Annotated in this window: 19 protein-coding genes; 15 read left to right on the forward strand and 4 right to left on the reverse strand. The window is 43.6% G+C overall.

From position 1 onward, the window contains the following. Positions 1-237 precede the first annotated feature (237 nt). Entirely contained in the window at positions 238-549 is a 312-nt protein-coding gene (locus tag IEV27_RS08665; RefSeq protein WP_188377074.1) for a hypothetical protein, read from the reverse strand. 299 nt (positions 550-848) lie between these two features. On the opposite strand from IEV27_RS08665, the gene IEV27_RS08670 reads away from it, so the two are divergent. Continuing rightward, on the forward strand, positions 849-1235 hold the full coding sequence (locus IEV27_RS08670; RefSeq protein ID WP_308808308.1) for a nucleoside deaminase: 387 nt from the start codon (positions 849-851) through the stop codon (positions 1233-1235). Positions 1236-1256: 21 nt separating this feature from the next. Here IEV27_RS08670 and IEV27_RS08675 read toward each other — a convergent pair whose 3' ends face one another. Continuing rightward, complete coding sequence (locus IEV27_RS08675) at positions 1257-2927, reverse strand: FAD-dependent oxidoreductase (protein WP_188377075.1); 1671 nt, start codon at positions 2925-2927, stop codon at positions 1257-1259. A 182-nt stretch (positions 2928-3109) separates the two neighbouring features. Between IEV27_RS08675 and IEV27_RS08680 the strand changes: the two genes are divergently transcribed. After that, the gene (locus IEV27_RS08680) at positions 3110-3607 is read left to right on the forward strand and encodes a cupin domain-containing protein (RefSeq protein ID WP_188377076.1); all 498 of its coding nucleotides are present in this window, start codon (positions 3110-3112) and stop codon (positions 3605-3607) included. Positions 3608-4137: 530 nt separating this feature from the next. Then, complete coding sequence (locus IEV27_RS08685; protein ID WP_188377077.1) at positions 4138-4392, forward strand: biotin/lipoyl attachment domain-containing protein; 255 nt, start codon at positions 4138-4140, stop codon at positions 4390-4392. Between the two features lie 249 nt (positions 4393-4641). Here the strand turns inward: IEV27_RS08685 and IEV27_RS08690 are convergent, their stop codons facing one another. Next, positions 4642-4911 carry a hypothetical protein gene (locus IEV27_RS08690; protein WP_209488399.1) on the reverse strand — a complete coding sequence of 90 codons (270 nt, stop codon included), beginning with the start codon at positions 4909-4911 and terminating at the stop codon, positions 4642-4644. Positions 4912-4934: 23 nt separating this feature from the next. Further along, entirely contained in the window at positions 4935-5144 is a 210-nt protein-coding gene (locus IEV27_RS08695; RefSeq protein WP_188377078.1) for a hypothetical protein, read from the reverse strand. 232 nt (positions 5145-5376) lie between these two features. Here IEV27_RS08695 and IEV27_RS08700 point away from each other — a divergent pair, with 232 nt between their 5' ends. The 12 genes from IEV27_RS08700 to IEV27_RS08755 all read left to right on the forward strand — a co-directional run bounded on the left by IEV27_RS08700 (position 5377) and on the right by IEV27_RS08755 (position 17988). Next, entirely contained in the window at positions 5377-6372 is a 996-nt protein-coding gene (locus IEV27_RS08700) for a LacI family DNA-binding transcriptional regulator (protein WP_188377079.1), read from the forward strand. Beyond that, positions 6372-7268 carry a ribokinase gene (gene rbsK / locus IEV27_RS08705; RefSeq protein ID WP_188377080.1) on the forward strand — a complete coding sequence of 299 codons (897 nt, stop codon included), beginning with the start codon at positions 6372-6374 and terminating at the stop codon, positions 7266-7268. Before IEV27_RS08700 ends, rbsK begins: the two co-directional genes overlap by 1 nt. Further along, complete coding sequence (gene rbsD / locus IEV27_RS08710) at positions 7265-7660, forward strand: D-ribose pyranase (RefSeq protein ID WP_188377081.1); 396 nt, start codon at positions 7265-7267, stop codon at positions 7658-7660. Before rbsK ends, rbsD begins: the two co-directional genes overlap by 4 nt. 41 nt (positions 7661-7701) lie before the next feature. Next, positions 7702-9177, forward strand: coding sequence for a sugar ABC transporter ATP-binding protein (locus IEV27_RS08715; RefSeq protein WP_188377564.1), 1476 nt, complete (start codon positions 7702-7704; stop codon positions 9175-9177). A 3-nt stretch (positions 9178-9180) separates the two neighbouring features. Further along, positions 9181-10116 carry an ABC transporter permease subunit gene (locus IEV27_RS08720; RefSeq protein ID WP_188377082.1) on the forward strand — a complete coding sequence of 312 codons (936 nt, stop codon included), beginning with the start codon at positions 9181-9183 and terminating at the stop codon, positions 10114-10116. A gap of 24 nt (positions 10117-10140) precedes the next feature. Continuing rightward, the gene (rbsB, locus tag IEV27_RS08725) at positions 10141-11073 is read left to right on the forward strand and encodes a ribose ABC transporter substrate-binding protein RbsB (RefSeq protein WP_188377083.1); all 933 of its coding nucleotides are present in this window, start codon (positions 10141-10143) and stop codon (positions 11071-11073) included. Between the two features lie 642 nt (positions 11074-11715). Beyond that, positions 11716-13080 (forward strand): sigma-54 interaction domain-containing protein, encoded by a 1365-nt coding sequence (locus IEV27_RS08730; RefSeq protein WP_188377084.1) that lies wholly within the window; start codon positions 11716-11718, stop codon positions 13078-13080. Between the two features lie 228 nt (positions 13081-13308). Continuing rightward, entirely contained in the window at positions 13309-14004 is a 696-nt protein-coding gene (locus IEV27_RS08735) for a CoA transferase subunit A (RefSeq protein ID WP_188377565.1), read from the forward strand. A gap of 18 nt (positions 14005-14022) precedes the next feature. Next, positions 14023-14697 carry a 3-oxoacid CoA-transferase subunit B gene (locus IEV27_RS08740; RefSeq protein WP_188377085.1) on the forward strand — a complete coding sequence of 225 codons (675 nt, stop codon included), beginning with the start codon at positions 14023-14025 and terminating at the stop codon, positions 14695-14697. 21 nt (positions 14698-14718) lie between these two features. Next, positions 14719-15489: a 3-hydroxybutyrate dehydrogenase gene (locus IEV27_RS08745; RefSeq protein WP_188377086.1), complete on the forward strand. Its 771-nt coding sequence runs from the start codon at positions 14719-14721 to the stop codon at positions 15487-15489. 15 nt (positions 15490-15504) lie between these two features. After that, positions 15505-16677 carry an acetyl-CoA C-acetyltransferase gene (locus IEV27_RS08750; protein WP_188377087.1) on the forward strand — a complete coding sequence of 391 codons (1173 nt, stop codon included), beginning with the start codon at positions 15505-15507 and terminating at the stop codon, positions 16675-16677. 27 nt (positions 16678-16704) lie between these two features. Continuing rightward, a complete protein-coding gene (locus IEV27_RS08755; protein WP_188377088.1) occupies positions 16705-17988 on the forward strand; it encodes a GntP family permease in 1284 nt (427 codons plus the stop codon). Positions 17989-18176: the final 188 nt, after the last annotated feature.

Below are 18176 nucleotides of genomic sequence, written 5' to 3' on the forward strand. Positions count from 1 at the left end.
ACAACCAGGTTAGCTGAGGCCGTGCCCGCGGCAAGCATCCACAGACAAGCGATTCATGAGATCCAACAACAAACGTTAACAGTCCTTATAGATTAGAAAAGAATCTTCAGTGGCTTCCAGTGTTTTGACGGAGCGATGGTAAAACCATTTCTTGGCACATAAATAATCCGAACTGATTTCAATAGAATCGTTCGGATTATATTATGCCTTCAGTTTTGTACCAGTCTCTTATTCCTTTTATGCCGCTTCCACCTCAGGCTCAGGGTCCCCTTTTGCTGCATCGATCATGAGAAAAGTAGCGGCAAGGATGTGCATGACCATGCCGACTCCTGGAATCCAGCCGATGGAGGAAGCAATAATCCCAAGAATGCTTCCTCTCGTGGGTCCCTTTGATTGCAGGGTTAGAATCAGAGTGACAATGTGTAAAGCGAGCATAACAGCTAATGGTATCCATAAAAGCGAGATAATAATGGCACCTCCAAGTATGGGGATGCCTAGTATAGCTTCAAGTCCGCCGGTTACCCACTTTAAGATTCGTGCTGCTGACATTTGATTCCCCCTTGCTGTTGTTTTTAAAGCACGTTCAGAAAAACGCAATTTCAGCGTCTGCGGTTATTTTACCTCCTTAAAAAGTAGTCATGTCAATATACAAATTCTATTCGTCATCGCTCAAAATTATGATGCTTCAGAAAGGTGTCGGGGAAGGTTTTGTTTTCGGTTTATAGGGGAGAAGGATAGGGAGGAGGTATGTCGATGAATCATTACATGAAACGGGCCGTTGACTTAGCCATGAAGAATGTAAAAGAAGGGGGCCACCCATTTGGTGCGGCCACCCATTTGGTGCCGTTTTGGTTAAAAATGGGGAAGTCATTTCGGAGGGAGTCAATGAACTTCATAAAACGTATGATATCAGCGGCCATGCTGAATTAATAGCCATTCGAAATGCACAAACTCAACTGCAAACGCACGATCTATCGGGATGTCACATGTATGCAAGCGGACAGCCGTGTCCTATGTGCTTAACCGCCATGTATTTTTCTGGTATTCACAATGTCTATTTTGCCGAGTCGATCGACGATGCAGAAGCCGTTGGTTTAGGGTTATCGAAGCAGGTGTATGAAGATTTGAAGAAACCAAATGAGCAGCGCTCTCTGGTAATGAAGCAAGTTCCTCTTGAGATATCCCAGCGCTCTGTGATGAAACTGTGGAAAGAAGGGGAAGAGCAGTCTCAATAGTCTCTTCCCCTTCTTTTTTTGTTATTGGTACTGAATTGTTTTTGCTACGTCTTTGCCAAATTGGTACGTTTTAAATCCCCCTGATAAGTTGGCGGCTTCAAATCCATGATGAGTCAGAATCTGGGTGGCCAGGTACCCTCGTAAGCCGACCTGGCAGTTAATATAAATCGTTTTGTCCTTTGGAATTTCGTCTAAACGATCTCTTAGTTCACCGAGTGGGATAGGAACAGAGCCTTCGATTTTCCCTATTTCTCTTTCTTCAGGTTCCCTAACGTCAATTAAATAGCCTCCATTCTCTACAATTTCATCAATCTCATCGTGATGAACGATACGTAATTCCCCACTTGCCACATTCGATGCGACATAGCCAGCCATATTCACTGGATCTTTAGCTGAAGAATAAGGAGGAGCATATGCCAATTCCAGGTCAGCGAGATCCCAAACTTTTAACTGGCCTTTAATCGCTGTCGCTATGACGTCTATACGTTTTTCTACCCCTTTATAGCCTATAGCTTGAGCTCCTAATATCTCACCGGTTTGAGGGTCAAAAAGCAGTTTCAACGCTAATGCGCTTCCTCCAGGGTAGTAAGCGGCATTTGAAGCTGGGTGCACGTGAATGGTTTCATACGATTTTCCAAGTCTTTTTAATAACTTTTCATTATTTCCGGTCGCAGCAACGGTTAACTTAAACACTTTGGCTACAGATGTTCCAAGGGTTCCTCGATAAGCAGCCGGTTTCCCATGGATGTGGTCAGCGACGAGTCTGCCCTGGCGGTTTGCTGGCCAGGCAAGAGGTACCATCGTTGGCGTTTGTTGAATGTAGTCTTTTACTTCAATCGCATCTCCAATTGCATAAATCGATTCATCATTGGTTTGTAAATGCTCATTAACGATAATGCCGCCTCGTTCTCCAACGGATAGACCGGCTTCGCTTGCTAATTCATTCTCTGGACGCACACCAATGGATAAAATCGTTACATCACTTTGAAGCTCTTTCCCACTTTGAAGAACAATTTCTCTTCCTTTATTTTTAAAAGCTGTCACACCATCATTTAAGATGAGGTCTACACCTTCCGTTTTTAATTCTTTATGAACCATGGCAGCCATTTCTGGATCTAAAGGAGCCATCACTTGTTCTCCAAGCTCAACAAGCTGAACGCTAATCCCTCGATGGGCCAGGTTCTCAGCCATTTCTAACCCAATAAATCCTCCTCCGACGATGACAGCTCGTGACGGGTGATTGTGATCGACCCAATCTTTGATACGATCGGTATCCGGAACAGATCGTAAGGTGAAAAGATTTTCAGCTTCATTAATTCCAGGTATTGGCGGAACGATGGGACGTGCGCCAGGAGATAGGATCAGCGTGTCGTAATCCTGTTCATAGGTTTGGCCTGTTTTAACCTCCTTAATCGTAACGGTCTTACGATCACGATTGATCGATAGGGCTTCGCTGAAGTTGCGAATATCTAAATTGAATTTTTTAGACATTCCTTCAACCGTCTGGACAAACAGAGACTCACGATTTGTAATAATCCCGCCGATGTAATAAGGAAGACCGCAATTCGCAAAAGAGACATGCTCTCCTTTTTCAATAAGAATGATATCATTGCTTTCACTTAGTCGACGAAGTCTCGCAGCAGCGGTTGCTCCTCCTGCAACGCCGCCTATAATAACAATTTTTTTGTTCATTATTATCCCTCACTTCAAAAATAGTATTGTTCAGTGTTTCACAAGTTGTTGATACGTTTAGTATATGCTTTATTTCTTTCAAATGCAATATACCCTATGGTGTATATTTTGTGACAATTTAAATGAAGCAGAAGAATGGCATGATAAAATAAACAAACATCATTTCATAAGGAGGATTAAAGATGAGAGCAGAAGAGTATATTAAACAACTGCAACTTGAACCTCATCCAGAAGGAGGTTTTTATAAACCAACTTATGCGTTGGAGCTGTCGGCATCATTTGAGCACGGTAAACGTCAGCTTTACACGAGTATCTATTTTTTATTGCGGTCGGAGGATGTTTCACACTTTCATCGATTGCAGTCGGACGAGCTTTGGTATTTTCACGCCGGAAGCTCATTAACCGTTCACATGATTACCCCGAGCGGGGAGTATGAGGAGGTAACGTTAGGGTTACAAGTGGATCAAGGCGAAGTTCCTCAGTTGGTTGTTCCCAAGCATACGATCTTTGGATCCTCAGTGAAAGATCAAGATACATTTGCGTTAGTAGGGTGTATGGTATCGCCAGGATTTGATTTTGCAGACTTTGAATTGTTTTCGCAGGATGAACTTCTAGACAGCTATCCTCAGCATGAAGAAGTCATAATAAAACTTGCGTATAAGGAAAAAGGGCAGCCCTAGAGGCTGCCCGCTATTGAGGAAACTGCGGAAAATCCCTGCGCACTTTTTTGTAAAAGTTCTCCTTTCGTATTGCTCCTATCTGTGAATTCATATAATAGGGTATCTTTGTGATAAAACTGAACAGCTTTAAGCCATTGCCGCTCCTTCTAAAACATTTTTGCATTTTTAAAAAGATGTTCCTCCATGTTTTCCACCATTCTATAAAACTACAAAAATAAATCCTTTTTCCATGTTCTCACTCTCTTGAAATTATTCTGCTTATCTTCATTAAAACCCTTTCATCTCCATATGCTATCATCCTCTAAAATTGTGAAGGATTGGGTCTTGATTTTAGAATAGGAATCGGTTTAAAATGGTCCGTGGCCTAGAACAATCCGGTATTTTTTAAAATAAATTTCTACTTATGTAATGGCTTGGCTATGAGGTGAATATAGTAGATTAATCCATCAAATGGTACAAAGATCAGCCGGAATAGTTAGAGGACCCTCTGCATCATGCAGGAAGGGAAGACTATAAAAAGGAGCGAAACCATGAAAGAAGTACTCGAAACGGTGTACAGTCCTTGCTACGGATCGATTAAGGAAGTTTTTGTTAATGACGAAGCCTATGTTTATGAATGGGAACCGTTGTTTTTAATCGAAACAGAAGATAAGAAAGTCGTGGAAGTATGTGTGGGCGTAAGCGGCACGATTACTCACGTCGATATGACGCCTGGACAAGAAGTCACACCTGAATCTGTGCTAACTGTTTTAAAGGACGATCTGCTAATCACAGGCAGTGATTGATTTATAGATAATATAAGCCTTAATTTTGGACGTGTTTGTCTAAAATTAAGGCTTTTTATTGTCTAAGAAATTATAAAATACCAAGCTGTGGATATATGTTTAAGATAGCGACATCCAGCTCCAGCGCCCCAGACACTCGCGTCATAAGCAATCCGCCCTGCGGAAGGGAAGGACGCCTTCCTCCGGCCGTTTTGCTTATGCGTTTCGTGTCTATCAGGGCGCTTTAAGCCTTTGTTCTTTTGGGTCATGTTATTCACTCATGGCTTTGCTTTGTTGTAAGAGCTTAGATTCTCCCTTTTCCCACTCTTCCACCTGTTCAATGGCTTCATCAGGTAAAAAGCCCTGCCCCACTAAAACCCCCGATAAAATGAATTCTTGAAATAAATGAGTTAAGTTAATCCCTTCTTCTACTTCGTCCAGCGCGCGGTCAACTAACGGTTGAATATAAGCAACCCATTGATCAGGCAGACTTTCTTGCTGTCTGAACATAGATGGATGAAACGATTGGTAATGGTTCACTGTGGTTCATCCTTTCTGTTTCATTAGTTCCCCATGCAGCCATGGATGCAATTTCTCCATTGAATGGTGCCGGGTCTATACCCTAATCGAAAGCACCGGTCTTTACAGGACTGCAGATCCTGGTAATAAGGCTGAAAAGATGGGGTGCCGGCTGAATTCTGGCTATAGAATGGAGGAGTTGGCTGATGATTATAGTAACTGGGGTGGCCGTTCCACCAGTAAGGATTATACATAAAATCACACTCCTTGGATGTGTTTCCTTGAGTAGTGTATGGGTGTTTTCTTTAGTTGTTGAGCCCAATTGGTAAGAGGTTTACCTAAAAATGATTGAAAATTAAAGGTTGACAACATAATGAAAGCGCTTTACTATATGTGTAACGGGTTACACATAGCAAGAACTTATATTTTTTTGATCAGTATGTAACGGGTTACACATGTATGAAAACAGGGAAGTGATTGGCCGAAATGTCCACGATTAGAGATGTAGCAAAGTTAGCTGAAGTTTCAGTCGCGACGGTTTCCCGTGTACTTAATGGAAATGGTTATGTGCGGAGTGATACAAAAGAAAGAGTTGCAGCGGCAATTAAGCAACTGAACTATCGCCCCAATGATGTAGCGCGCAGTTTGTTTAAAGGCCGCTCGAAGATGATTGCTTTGTTTGTGCCGGATATTATGAACCCTTTCTTCCCGGAGCTGGCACGTGCAGTAGAAGACATGACGAAACAACAAGGGTTTACCTTTGTTTTATGTAATACAGATGATGACCTTACGAAAGAAATGGCTTATTTAGACGCATTAAAACAAAAATCTGTTGATGGGATCATTATTGTTTCAAGTACGATGACGGCAGAATACATTGAAAGCTTTGATATTCCTGCTGTGGCGTTGGACCGTATTATACATTCAAATATTTCATCAGTAACCGTAAATAATCGGGAAGGAGCCAAAGAAGCCGTTCAGTATTTAAAGGACATCGGCTGTCAAAGGATCGCTCATGTGGCGGGGCCCGAGCATGTAAGTAACGCAAAGCAGCGCTTAAAAGGTTACTTAGATGTAGTGGAAAAGGAAGAATGGTTTTCCTCTGCGTTTATTGAACAGGGAGAGTATCATTTCGAAGGTGCAAAAAAAGCGACGGAAGCCCTTTTAACAAAATTCCCTGAAATTGATGGGTTATTTGTGGCCAATGACTTAATGGGAGTAGGAGCAATCAAGGGTGCAGAGTCTTTAGGGATCTCCGTTCCTGACCAGCTTTCGATTATTTCGTTTGATGGAATCAAGCTTGGTGAGACCACTTCACCCGCATTAACGACCATGGCTCAGCCTATTTATAAAATTGGGGCACGTGCTGCAGAAATACTTATCCACCAGGTGGAACAAAATGAATCTAAAACGTTAGTCGAAGAATTTTCCGTGAAGCTTATTGAACGAGATTCGACTCGGAAAAAGGGGGAGAATCAGTAATGAACGAAAAATCAACGGTATGTGTAGTCGGCAGCATCAATATGGATTTAACCGTTTCAACGTCTGTTATTCCTAACCAGGGAGAAACGGTATTGGGCGAAAGCTTTGCTACCTACCCAGGTGGAAAAGGAGCAAATCAGGCTGTCGCAGCAGCAAGGTTAGGAAGCCACGTTAAGATGGTGGGAGCTGTCGGCCATGATGTGTTCGGCATCAGCTTAAAGGAGCATCTTCAGAAAGAAGGAATTGATACTTCATCAACGGAACTCATCCCTGAACAATCTACTGGAACGGCTACGATTATATTATCTAACAACGATAACCGAATTATCGTTGCTCCAGGAGCGAATCGATCGGTCACGCCTTCTTACGTGGAAAAGCACAGAGCAGCCATTGAAGAAAGCGACATTATACTGCTGCAGATGGAAATACCGATCGAAACAATTTCCTATGTTGTTACCATTGCTAAGGAGTTAAATATCTCGGTTATATTAAATCCTGCTCCCTATCAGCCTTTACCAGCTGCGATTTTAAATCAAGTTGATTATATGACTCCAAACGCGTTAGAAGCTGAACTTTTTAAAAATGATCTTATAGATGACGATTTGCTTGAGAAGTGGATTACAACAAAAGGCGAGCAAGGCTCCTCCCTTTATGTAAATGGAAAAGAGGTGCACATTCCTGGTTATCCTGTACCTGTTAAAGATACCACGGGTGCTGGAGATACGTTTAATGGAGCATTAGCGACTCAGCTTGCCCAGGGCATTTCCATTAAGAAAGCAGTCTCCTTTGCGAATGCAGCGGCCGCTTTGTCTGTAACTGAGAAAGGGGCCCAAGGAGGAATGCCGACGTTAGGTGAGGTAGAGAACTTCTTAAAAGAAAGGTCAGACGAAATATGAAAAAACACGGTGTATTAAATAGAGAGATCGCTGGTGTTTTAGCGCGATTAGGACATACAGACACGATTGTCATTGCAGATTGCGGCTTACCAGTCCCAGACCAAACGAAATGTATTGACGTTTCGCTTTCCCTGGGGACACCTGGAGTGCTGCAAGTGGTGAGAACACTAATGGAAGACATGGAAGTTGAAGCCGTAACTGTAGCTGAGGAAATGGAAAGTCACAATAAGCAAATGTTCACGGAACTGCACAAAGATTTTGCTTCTAAAGATGTTCGCAGTGTCTCCCATGATGAGTTGAAAAAAGCAACAAAAGAGGCAAAGGCTATTATTAGGACGGGAGAAGCGACACCTTATTCCAACTTTATTTTACATTCAGGAGTCATTTTTTAAGAAATGGGGTGAGTGATGTGAATGAACAGGCGCTTGTAGAAATGAGTGAAATTGATAAATCTTTTTCAGGAAACCATGTCTTACAGAAAGTGAATTTTTCCGTTCAACCGGGAGAAGTCCATGCTTTGATGGGGGAGAATGGAGCGGGAAAGTCGACGCTGGTAAAAGTATTAACAGGGATTCATCCTCGAGACAGCGGCACGATTACTGTAAAGGGGAAGGAGGTTGATTTCTCCCACCCGAAACAAGCTGAAAAGCAAGGCATTGTAGTCATTCATCAAGAATTAAATATCATCCCTCACTTAACCGTGACTGAGAATATGTTTTTAGGAAAAGAACTATCGATCGGAAAAACAGGCATTCTGCGAAAAAAAGATATGCATAAACAAACGCTTGAAAACTTAAAACGCCTTGGTGTAGACAATATTCCACCAAATGAAACCGCTGGAAGCTTATCAGTTGGGAAGCAGCAAATGATTGAGATTGCCAGGGCCATTTCAACCAATGCGGAAATGATTATTATGGATGAACCAACGGCCGCTTTAACGGATCGAGAAATTACAAGTTTATTTAAAGTCATTGAGTCGCTTCGAAAACAAGGAGTGAGCATTGTCTACATTTCGCATCGTATGGAAGAGATTTTTCAAATATGTGATCGAATCACGGTGTTGCGAGATGGCAGATCCATTGGCACAGAACAAATTAAAGAAACTTCCTTTGATGCGATTGTAAAAATGATGGTTGGCAGAGAACTAGGCGAGCGTTTCCCTGAGAGGTCTAGTGTGATTGGTAAAACATTACTAGAGGTTAAAGATTTATCGAGGGAAGAATGGTTTGAAGGGATAAACTTTCAAGTCAAAGAAGGAGAAGTTCTGGGTGTAGCAGGGCTGATGGGTGCTGGACGTACAGAGATTATGGAGACGATCTTTGGTGCAGCTAAAAAATCCAAAGGACAAGTGCTGCTCGATGGCAAACCGTTAAATGTAACACACCCCCGGGACGCTATAAGAGCTGGAATAGGCTTCATAACGGAGGATCGAAAGGATGAAGGACTCGTACTTAATTTATCCATTCGAGAGAATGTTGCATTAACAAATTTGAAAACGGTTTCTAAAAACGGGTGGATTTCGAATTCAAAAGAAAGTGAGTTAGTTGATGATTTAATTAAGAAGCTGCATGTCCGTACAACGGGGCGTGAACAGGAGGTTAAATCGTTAAGTGGAGGAAATCAACAAAAAGTTGTCATTGCTAAATGGCTCGGGATTCAACCGCGCTTGCTTATATTAGATGAACCAACTCGAGGCGTCGATGTAGGAGCTAAAAAGGAAATCTATAACATTATGAACCAATTAACTGAACAGGGCGTTGCCATTATTATGGTTTCCTCTGAATTACCGGAAGTACTCGGTGTCAGCGATCGGATCATGGTGGTGCATGAAGGAACAGTGACCAAGATCTTGAATAGGGATGAAGCAGATCAAGAAAAAATTATGCATGCTGCCACAGGGGGTGAGTAACGGATGAAGAAAAAAATAGTAAATAATTTATCACAGCTGGGTCCCTTAATAGGGTTAATCATCATTGTCATTATCCTCGGTTTTACGAGCGACAGCTTTTTTACGCTTAACAATATATTAAATTTATTAAGGCAGATATCGATTAATGCTCTTATCGCTTTTGGAATGACGTTCGTCATATTGACTGGAGGAATTGACTTATCAGTAGGCTCTATCCTTGCCTTTGGCAGTGCACTTACCGCTGGAATGCTCTCAAGTGGGATGGACCCAATGTTAGCTGTTTTTATCGGCTTACTGGCTGGCTTACTCATGGGGGCTATGAATGGACTGATTATTACCAAAGGAAAGGTGGCTCCTTTCATAGCAACGTTAGCGACCATGACGATTTTCCGCGGAGCTACTCTAGTTTATACCGAAGGCCGTCCCATTACAGGTCTTTCTGATAGCTTCTCATTTGAAATGATTGGTAAAGGCTATGTGTTTGGAATTCCTTTTCCCGTCATTTTAATGCTGATCGCTTTTGGGGTATTGTTTTTCATTTTAAGAAATACAGTGTTTGGACGACAGGTTTATTCAGTTGGGGGTAATGAAGAAGCATCTATTTTATCCGGTATACGAGCCGACCGTGTGAAAATCTGGGTTTATTCGATTACCGGAATGCTATCGGTATTGGCTGGTATTATCCTGACAAGCCGATTAAATTCAGCCCAGCCCACAGCTGGAACGATGTATGAACTAGATGCCATTGCTGCTGTAGTTCTAGGAGGGACAAGTCTTACCGGAGGACGAGGGTGGCTTACCGGTACGTTAATAGGGGCGTTGATTATAGGCGTCCTCGATAACGGGTTAAATCTATTAAACGTTTCCTCATTCTATCAGCAGATTGTAAAAGGTGGAGTTATTCTGCTGGCTGTTGTGCTTGATCGCAGATCCAAATAATTTATTATAGGGAGGAAAAGAAACATGAAAAAATGGTTGAAAACGATTGGCGTTGTAAGCTTAGTAATGGTGATGACAGCTTGTTCTACAGAAAGCCCGGGGAGTTCTTCAGACGAAGATTCCGGCGATGGAGATGAATCGATCAAAATAGGGATGTCAATTTCAACGTTAAACAACCCATTCTTTGTATCATTACGTGACGGCGCTGAAGCTGCTGCAGAAGAAGCAGGTTATGAGATTACTACGGCAGATGCTCAGGATGATTCAGCTTCGCAAGTGAGTGATATTGAAGACCTTCTGCAACAGGATATTGATGTTTTATTAGTCAATCCAACTGATTCATCAGCGATCTCATCAGCGATTGAATCTGCGAATAGCGCAGATATTCCGGTGATTACTGTGGACCGTACAGCCGATGAGGGAGAAGTAGCTACCCATATTGCCTCAGACAATGTGGAAGGTGGAGAAATGGCAGGAGAGTTTATTGCAGAACAACTTGAGGAAGAAGGGGACGTTGTTGAACTTGAAGGGATCTCCGGAGCTTCCGCTACACGTGAGCGGGGAGAAGGTTTCCATAATATCGTGGACGAGATGGATGGTATAGAAGTAGTGGCGCAGCAATCTGCTGACTTTGATCGTTCGAACGGTCTTAATGTAATGGAGAATATTCTTCAAAGCAACAGTGAAATTGATGCTGTTTTTGCTCATAATGACGAAATGGCATTAGGTGCTATTGAAGCGATTGAATCGAATGATTTAGCTGATGAAGTCGTTGTTGTAGGGTTTGATGCAACGGATGACGCACGTGATGCCGTTTCAGAAGGACGAATGGATGCAACGGTTGCTCAGCAGCCTGAATTAATAGGTGAAGAAGCGATTACGACAGCTGCCCAAGTAGTGGATGGGGAAGAAGTAGAGGAATTTGTACCAGTTGAGCTTGAGTTGATTACAGAATAGCACGTGTAAAGGTTGGGCTTATAATTGGCATCTGAATAGACGTATAATTAACGTTCATTCAAAATGTATATTTTGCAGCGTAGTCAACATACGAAGATTCCTGCGGTAACAGCACGAGTCTGAAGACCCCACAGGAAAGCGTTCTTTGCTTTCCAAGGAGGCTGAGGCCGTGCCCGCGGAAAGCGAAGTATGTTGACGAAGCGTTGACTGCTAAATACAGAAAGACGCAATCCAATTCGAATAGTTGTCAGGTCTTTCTTAATTAGAGTTTAACCTTTATACCCTGAAAGAGTACAGAACAGGGGAGAAGGCGAAGGCAATTGCTAGACTCCTATGGTAGGAACGTACAGTTGAGATCACCGAGGGCAAAGCCCGAGGAAGCTCACCGTACGCTCATGGAAAGCGAGCCAATTCCCGCAGCCTTTTGCTGTATTTTTGAAAGAAAAGGTGGAGTTTATCTACAATCTGAAGGGCATCCCAAACGGGTGCCCTTTTTTGATGGCTTACGAAGCATCCTTTCACTGTTGAAAAATAACAACGACAGCTGTCGAAATCTTTCATTATATAGAAGAAGCTCCCGAAAAGTGATAGACTTCTTAATAGAAGAAAAAATGAAAACGTTAACACAGGAGTGTGGCCTATATGTTATCGATACTAGATGATTACAAAGATGATATTTTTGAGACTTTTTTCGGTAACGCCAATCACTGCATTGTCATTGTGGACCGTGGAGGATATATCTCCTATATGAATGAGGGCTATTGTCGTTTTCTCGAGTTAGATCGATCAGAAGTGAAGGGTAAACATGTCACAGAGGTCATTGATAACACAAGGATGCACATCGTGGCAGAGACAGGATTAGAGGAAATGGCGGACTTGCAGGAGATTCGCGGCAAATATATGGTAGCAAACCGTGTGCCTCTTCGTTCGGATGGAAAAGTGGTGGGGGCGCTTGGCATGGTGCTTTTTCGTGACACGGAAGAATGGCTGAAAATGAACAGTCATATTAAAGCGCTGCTGCTTGAACTTGAAACGTATCGCAAGCAAATGAATGATCAAAATGGAGCCACGTATACCTTGCACGATATTGTCAGCAGCTCCCCTGAAATGGATCAGTTGAAAAATAAAATGATGAAACTCGCCCCTGGTGATGTGTCCATTTTGCTAAGAGGTGAGAGTGGGACCGGAAAAGAGTTGTTTGCTCATAGCATTCATCAGCTGAGCGAACGTCACACCAAGCCTTTTATTAAGGTGAACTGTGCCGCGATTCCTGAGCATTTACTAGAATCTGAACTGTTTGGCTATCGAGAGGGAGCTTTTACTGGGGCGAAAAAGGGAGGAAAGCCTGGTAAGTTTCAGCTCGCGAATGGGGGTACGTTATTTTTAGATGAAATCGGAGACATGCCTCTTCATGCGCAAGTGAAAATCTTGCGTGTCCTTCAGGAAGGGGAAGTTGAAGCCGTCGGTGCCGTAAAGCCAGAACAAATTGATGTAAGGATTATTGCGGCGACCAACCAGTCGCTGGAAGAGTTGATTCAATCCCAGCAGTTTAGAGAGGATTTATTTTATCGTGTAAATGTCGTGCAAGTAAAAATACCGCCTCTTAGGGAGCGGCCAGAGGATTTACGCGTGCTGTCTAAATACTTATTGCAAAAAGTGACAGAACGAATGGGTAAGCGCGTTATTGATTTTCATCGAGAGGTGTACCAGTGCTTCCAACAATACGAGTGGCCCGGCAACGTCAGAGAACTTGAAAATGTGATTGAAGCGGCCGTTCATTTAACGAATACAGAAACGATTCAAGTCGATGACTTACCTGACCATATTCAAAAGAAAACCTACACGTTTGAAGAGGGAGACAGTCTTAAGGAAATGATCGAGAAAGCGGAGAAGCAGGCGATCGAGCGAACTTTAAAGAGAGTGGAAGGTGATAAGGCAGAAGCTGCTAAAGCTCTTCAAATTGGGAAATCCAGTCTTTATGAAAAAGTGAAGAAGTATCAATTATAGCCATTCCAGAAAAACGGAAACTGTTCCGCTATGCTGGAATGGTTTCTTTTTTGCTGGATTTGTAAGGGTTTTCATTGTTGGGGCTGTAAAAATAATCTTACTTTCCATGATTTCGGAAAGAGGGTTGTACTTGTCGAATGATGAGAATCCTTGTCTATCACTGTTTTCGGCTAATTTTTAAGTTGGCATGATTCTTGCATATATAAAGGTGAAGGGAGTGCATAGATGATGAAAACCATTTATCCATCATTTGAACGAGCTGTAAGTGAAATCAAAGATTATTCAACCATTATGGTGGGAGGTTTCGGTCTTGTAGGTATACCTGAAAATTTAATTTTAGCCTTAGTGGATTCGAAAGTGAAGCATTTAACCGTCATTTCAAACAATTGCGGCGTCGACGATTGGGGACTCGGCCTGCTGTTAAAAAATAAACAAATCGACAAGATGATCGGGTCTTATGTAGGTGAAAATAAAGAATTCGAGCGACAAGTACTGGCAGGAGAGCTTGAAGTCGAACTCACTCCGCAAGGGACACTGGCCGAGCGTATTCGTGCAGGAGGAGCAGGCATACCGGCTTTTTATACCCCTGCCGGCGTAGGTACACCGTTGGCAGAAGGGCAGGAAGTACGAACTTTTGATGGGAAGGATTACCTTCTTCAGACGGGTTTACGTGCTGATTTCAGTTTGGTTCGAGCTGCGAAAGGAGACCATTACGGTAATTTGATTTACAACAAAACCGCACAAAACTTTAACCCGATGATTGCAGCGGCAGGTAAGGTAACGATAGCAGAGGTGGAACAGCTCGTGGATCCTGGTAAACTAAATCCAGATCACATCCATACACCAGGCATTTATGTCCAGGGATTAATTGAAGGACTGCAGGAAAAACGGATTGAACGACTTACTGTTAGAGCAGAGGCATAACAAGAGGAGGGAATTCAAATGGCAGTAGAATTGGACAAAGCAGTCGTTCGAGAAAAGATTGCAAGAAGAGCTGAGCAGGAAATTGAAAGCGGTTACTATGTGAATTTAGGGATTGGTATGCCCACGATGGTGGCGAACTATATCCAGGAGGACAAGCAGGTTGTGCTTCAATCTGAAAATGGTCTATTAGGGATCGGCCGGTCACCATACGAGGAAGAAGTGGATCCAGATTTAATTAATGCAGGAAAAGAAACCGTGACAGCTTCCGTAGGAGCGGCTTACTGCAGCAGCGCGGAGTCGTTTGCCATGATACGGGGCGAGCATCTTGACCTTGCGATTCTTGGAGGCATGGAAGTATCAGAACAGGGCGACTTAGCCAACTGGATGATTCCCGGTAAGATGATTAAAGGTATGGGCGGTGCGATGGACATTGTTCACGGGGCGAAGAAAATTGTCATTATTATGGATCACGTGAACAAACATGGGGAGCCAAAAATTTTAAAGCAATGTCAGCTGCCATTAACAGGCCAGGGGGTTGTCGATCGAATCATTACCGATCGTGCGGTCATTGATGTTACTGAGACGGGACTTGAATTAATCGAGGTCTCTGAAGGGTGGACCGTCGAGGAAATTAAGCAGTCAACAGAAGCTGAACTACACGTTCATCCAAACGTATGGGAGGCATCTTTTTAAAAAAACGAGGAGGGGTTAGAGATGGAGAAAACAGTTTTCATTACAGGGGCAGCTAGCGGGATTGGTTATGAAATTGGTTTAGCTTTTGCGAAGGAAGGAGCAAGGGTCGCATTCAGCGATATTAATGAAGAGAAAGTGAATGAAGTGGCGGAAGACCTTCAAAATCAAGGGTTTGACTGCATGGGCGTAAAGTGTGACGTAACGAATGAGGAGGAGTTAAAAGCAGCGATTGATCAAACCGTTCAGCATTATGGCCGCCTTGACGTATTAATCAATAACGCAGGCCTTCAGCATGTCGCTTCTGTAGAAGAATTTCCAACCGAGAAATTCCAATTCATCACAAATGTCATGCTTGTCGCTCCATTTATGGCTACGAAGCATGTATTTCCGATTATGAAAAAACAAGGGTTTGGGCGAATCATTAATATGGCATCCATCAATGGTTTGATCGGTTTTGCAGGTAAAGCCGCTTACAACAGTTCAAAGCACGGCGTCATTGGCTTGACCAAAGTAACCGCGCTTGAAGGAGCTGAGCATGGCATTACAGTTAATGCTGTCTGCCCGGGATATGTGGATACTCCGCTTGTGCGTAACCAGCTCGAAGATTTAGCTGAGAACCGCAGCGTATCATTGGAAAAAGTGCTGGAAGAAGTTATTTATCCGTTAGTGCCGCAAAGACGTTTATTAGCTGTTCAGGAAATTGCGGATTACACATTGTACTTAGCGAGCGAAAAAGCAAAAGGAATTACCGGACAAGCCGTCGTCATTGATGGCGGGTATACAGCTCAATAACAGAGGAGGCTTTTTATGAAGAACGTTTATATTTTAGAAGGAGCCCGCACACCTTTTGGCAGTTTTGGAGGCACGTTAAAGGATGTAAACCCGACGACGTTAGGAGTAACCGCAAGCAAAGAAGCAATCCGTCGAAGCGGCATTCAAGCCGAGGATATTGAATTTTCGATTATGGGAAATGTCATTCACTCCGCTAAAAATGCGCCGTACTTAGCACGTCACATTGTACTTAAAACGGGCGTACCCATGTCGAGTCCCGCATTAGCTGTGAACCGGCTGTGTGGTTCCGGTCTGCAGTCGGTCGTTTCGGCTGTTCAGTCCATCCAGCTTGGTGATGGGGAAGTTGCTCTAGCCGGTGGAGTGGAAAGTATGAGTCTTGCTCCTCATGCGTTAAGAGGCAGCCGCTTTGGAACAAAGTTAGCTGCCCCTCAAGTCGACGATATGCTATGGGCGGCTTTAACTGATGAATACATTGGGGATGGCATGGGTGTGACAGCTGAGAATTTAGCTGAGCAATATGAAATCTCTCGCGAAGCCCAAGATGAGTACGCCTCATTAAGTCATAAGAGAGCCGCTGCAGCGAGGGAGCGTCTGTCTGAAGAAATTGTTGCAGTGGAAGTGAAGTCAAGGAAAGGATCGTCGTTTGTAAATGAAGATGAACATATTCGAGAAGATACCACCCCTGACGTACTCGCTAAACTGAAGCCAGCTTTTAAGAAGGGCGGATCAGTGACTGGCGGCAATGCGAGCGGCATTAACGACGGTGCAGGTGCTGTGGTGGTAGCTGGTGAAGATTTTGTGGAGGAGAAGAGCTTAGCTCCAATTGCAAAAGTGGTAAGTTATGGCCTCGCAGGGGTGGATCCTGCTTACATGGGCATTGGTCCCGTTTCAGCTATTAAGAACGCTCTAGCTAAAACAAGCCTGACGCTAGACGATATGGCGTTAGTGGAAGTGAATGAAGCTTTTGCTGCTCAATATTTAGCCGTAGAAAAAGAGTTAGGTCTTGATCGTGAGAAAGTAAACGTCAATGGCGGGGCGATCGCGCTTGGCCATCCCATTGGAGCAAGCGGCACGAGAGTTCTTTATTCGCTGGTCAAAGAATTGAAGCGGCGCAATGAGAAATATGGTGTGGCATCGTTATGTATTGGCGGAGGCCAGGGCATTGCGATGGTCGTAGAAGCACTCTAGTCATCTACTTTTAAAGGAGGAATAGCTATGCTCGGAATATTATTAGGTCTCGTCGTCCTGATGGCGCTCGCCTATTTAGGCTGGTCGATCATCTGGGTGGCGCCTATCGCAGCGGGAGTTGTCGCTTTAACAGGCGGCCTCGACCTGCTGGATGCCTATAAAGATACGTATATGGAAGGATTTGTCGGCTTCGCTAAAGACTGGTTTCCTGTCTTTATGCTTGGAGCGGTTTTTGGAAAATTAATGGAGGATACCGGGATGGCACGGTCAGTTGCTGTTGCTTTAACAAAAGTAATAGGAACTAAACGCGCGATCCTTGGCGTGCTCGTCTCTGCTGCTGTCTTAACGTATGGTGGTGTGAGCTTGTTCGTTGTTGTATTTGCTGTCTACCCGTTAGCCATTTCACTTTTCCGGGAAGCCAATATTACACGCCGATTGATCCCGGCCACGGTGGCTCTTGGTGCCTTTACATTTACGATGACGGCCATTCCCGGCACTCCGCAAATTCAAAACTTGATTCCAATGGAGTACTTTGGAACAAATGCGACGGCGGCTCCTGTCATGGGGGTTATTGCAGCGCTGGTCATGGCAGTTGGGGGTTATTTTTACTTGCGCTGGCGTGAAAAGCAGCTTACGCAAAAAGGGGAATATTTTACAGAACCAAAAGATAATAACCTTGTAGACGAAGGTGAAAAAGTTCCTCACTTCCTCTTATCGATTCTGCCGCTGCTTACTGTACTGATCACATTAAATTTATTTAATTGGGACATTGTGGTGGCGTTGATTTCTGGTATTCTACTTATTATGGTTTTAAACTTTACTAAATTTAAGAAGTTCGTAAAATCGATTAACAGCGGAGCCGGCGGTTCGGTTATTGCGATCATTAACACAAGTGCTGCCGTAGGATTCGGTACAGTTGTCCGAGCGGTTCCAGGATTTGATAAGTTAACCGAAGTGCTTATGGGCGTACGAGGAAATCCGCTGATTTCTGAAGCTGTCGCGGTTAACGTTCTGGCTGGAGCCACCGGCTCAGCTTCAGGCGGGATGGGAATTGCCCTTGAAGCGTTAGGTTCGAAATACTATGAAATTGCGATGGATACGGGGATTAGTCCAGAAGCCTTTCACCGGATTGCTTCGCTTTCGTCAGGAGGACTCGATGCCCTCCCTCACAACGGAGCCGTCCTAACGCTGTTAACGATCACCGGGATGACACACAAAGACAGCTATAAAGATATTTTCATCGTTGCCGTACTTATTCCTGTGATTTCAGTTGCTGTTGTCATTTTACTAGCTTCGATTGGCATTCTATAACATACGTCACCTCTGTCCGCGGATGGAGGTGATTTTTTTGCCGTTTCGCCGATAAATGGGATGGATTTACCCATAGATGACCTGCAGTATTCAATAATCGCCGTGGGTACAATGATAATCCCCACAAACACACCCTGTCTCCCCATGGAACCACTTTCTGTACTGCATTAAAGAATGACAGAGCTAAA

Source organism: Halobacillus andaensis, assembly GCF_014636475.1.
GTDB lineage: Bacteria > Bacillota > Bacilli > Bacillales > Halobacillaceae > Halobacillus_A > Halobacillus_A andaensis.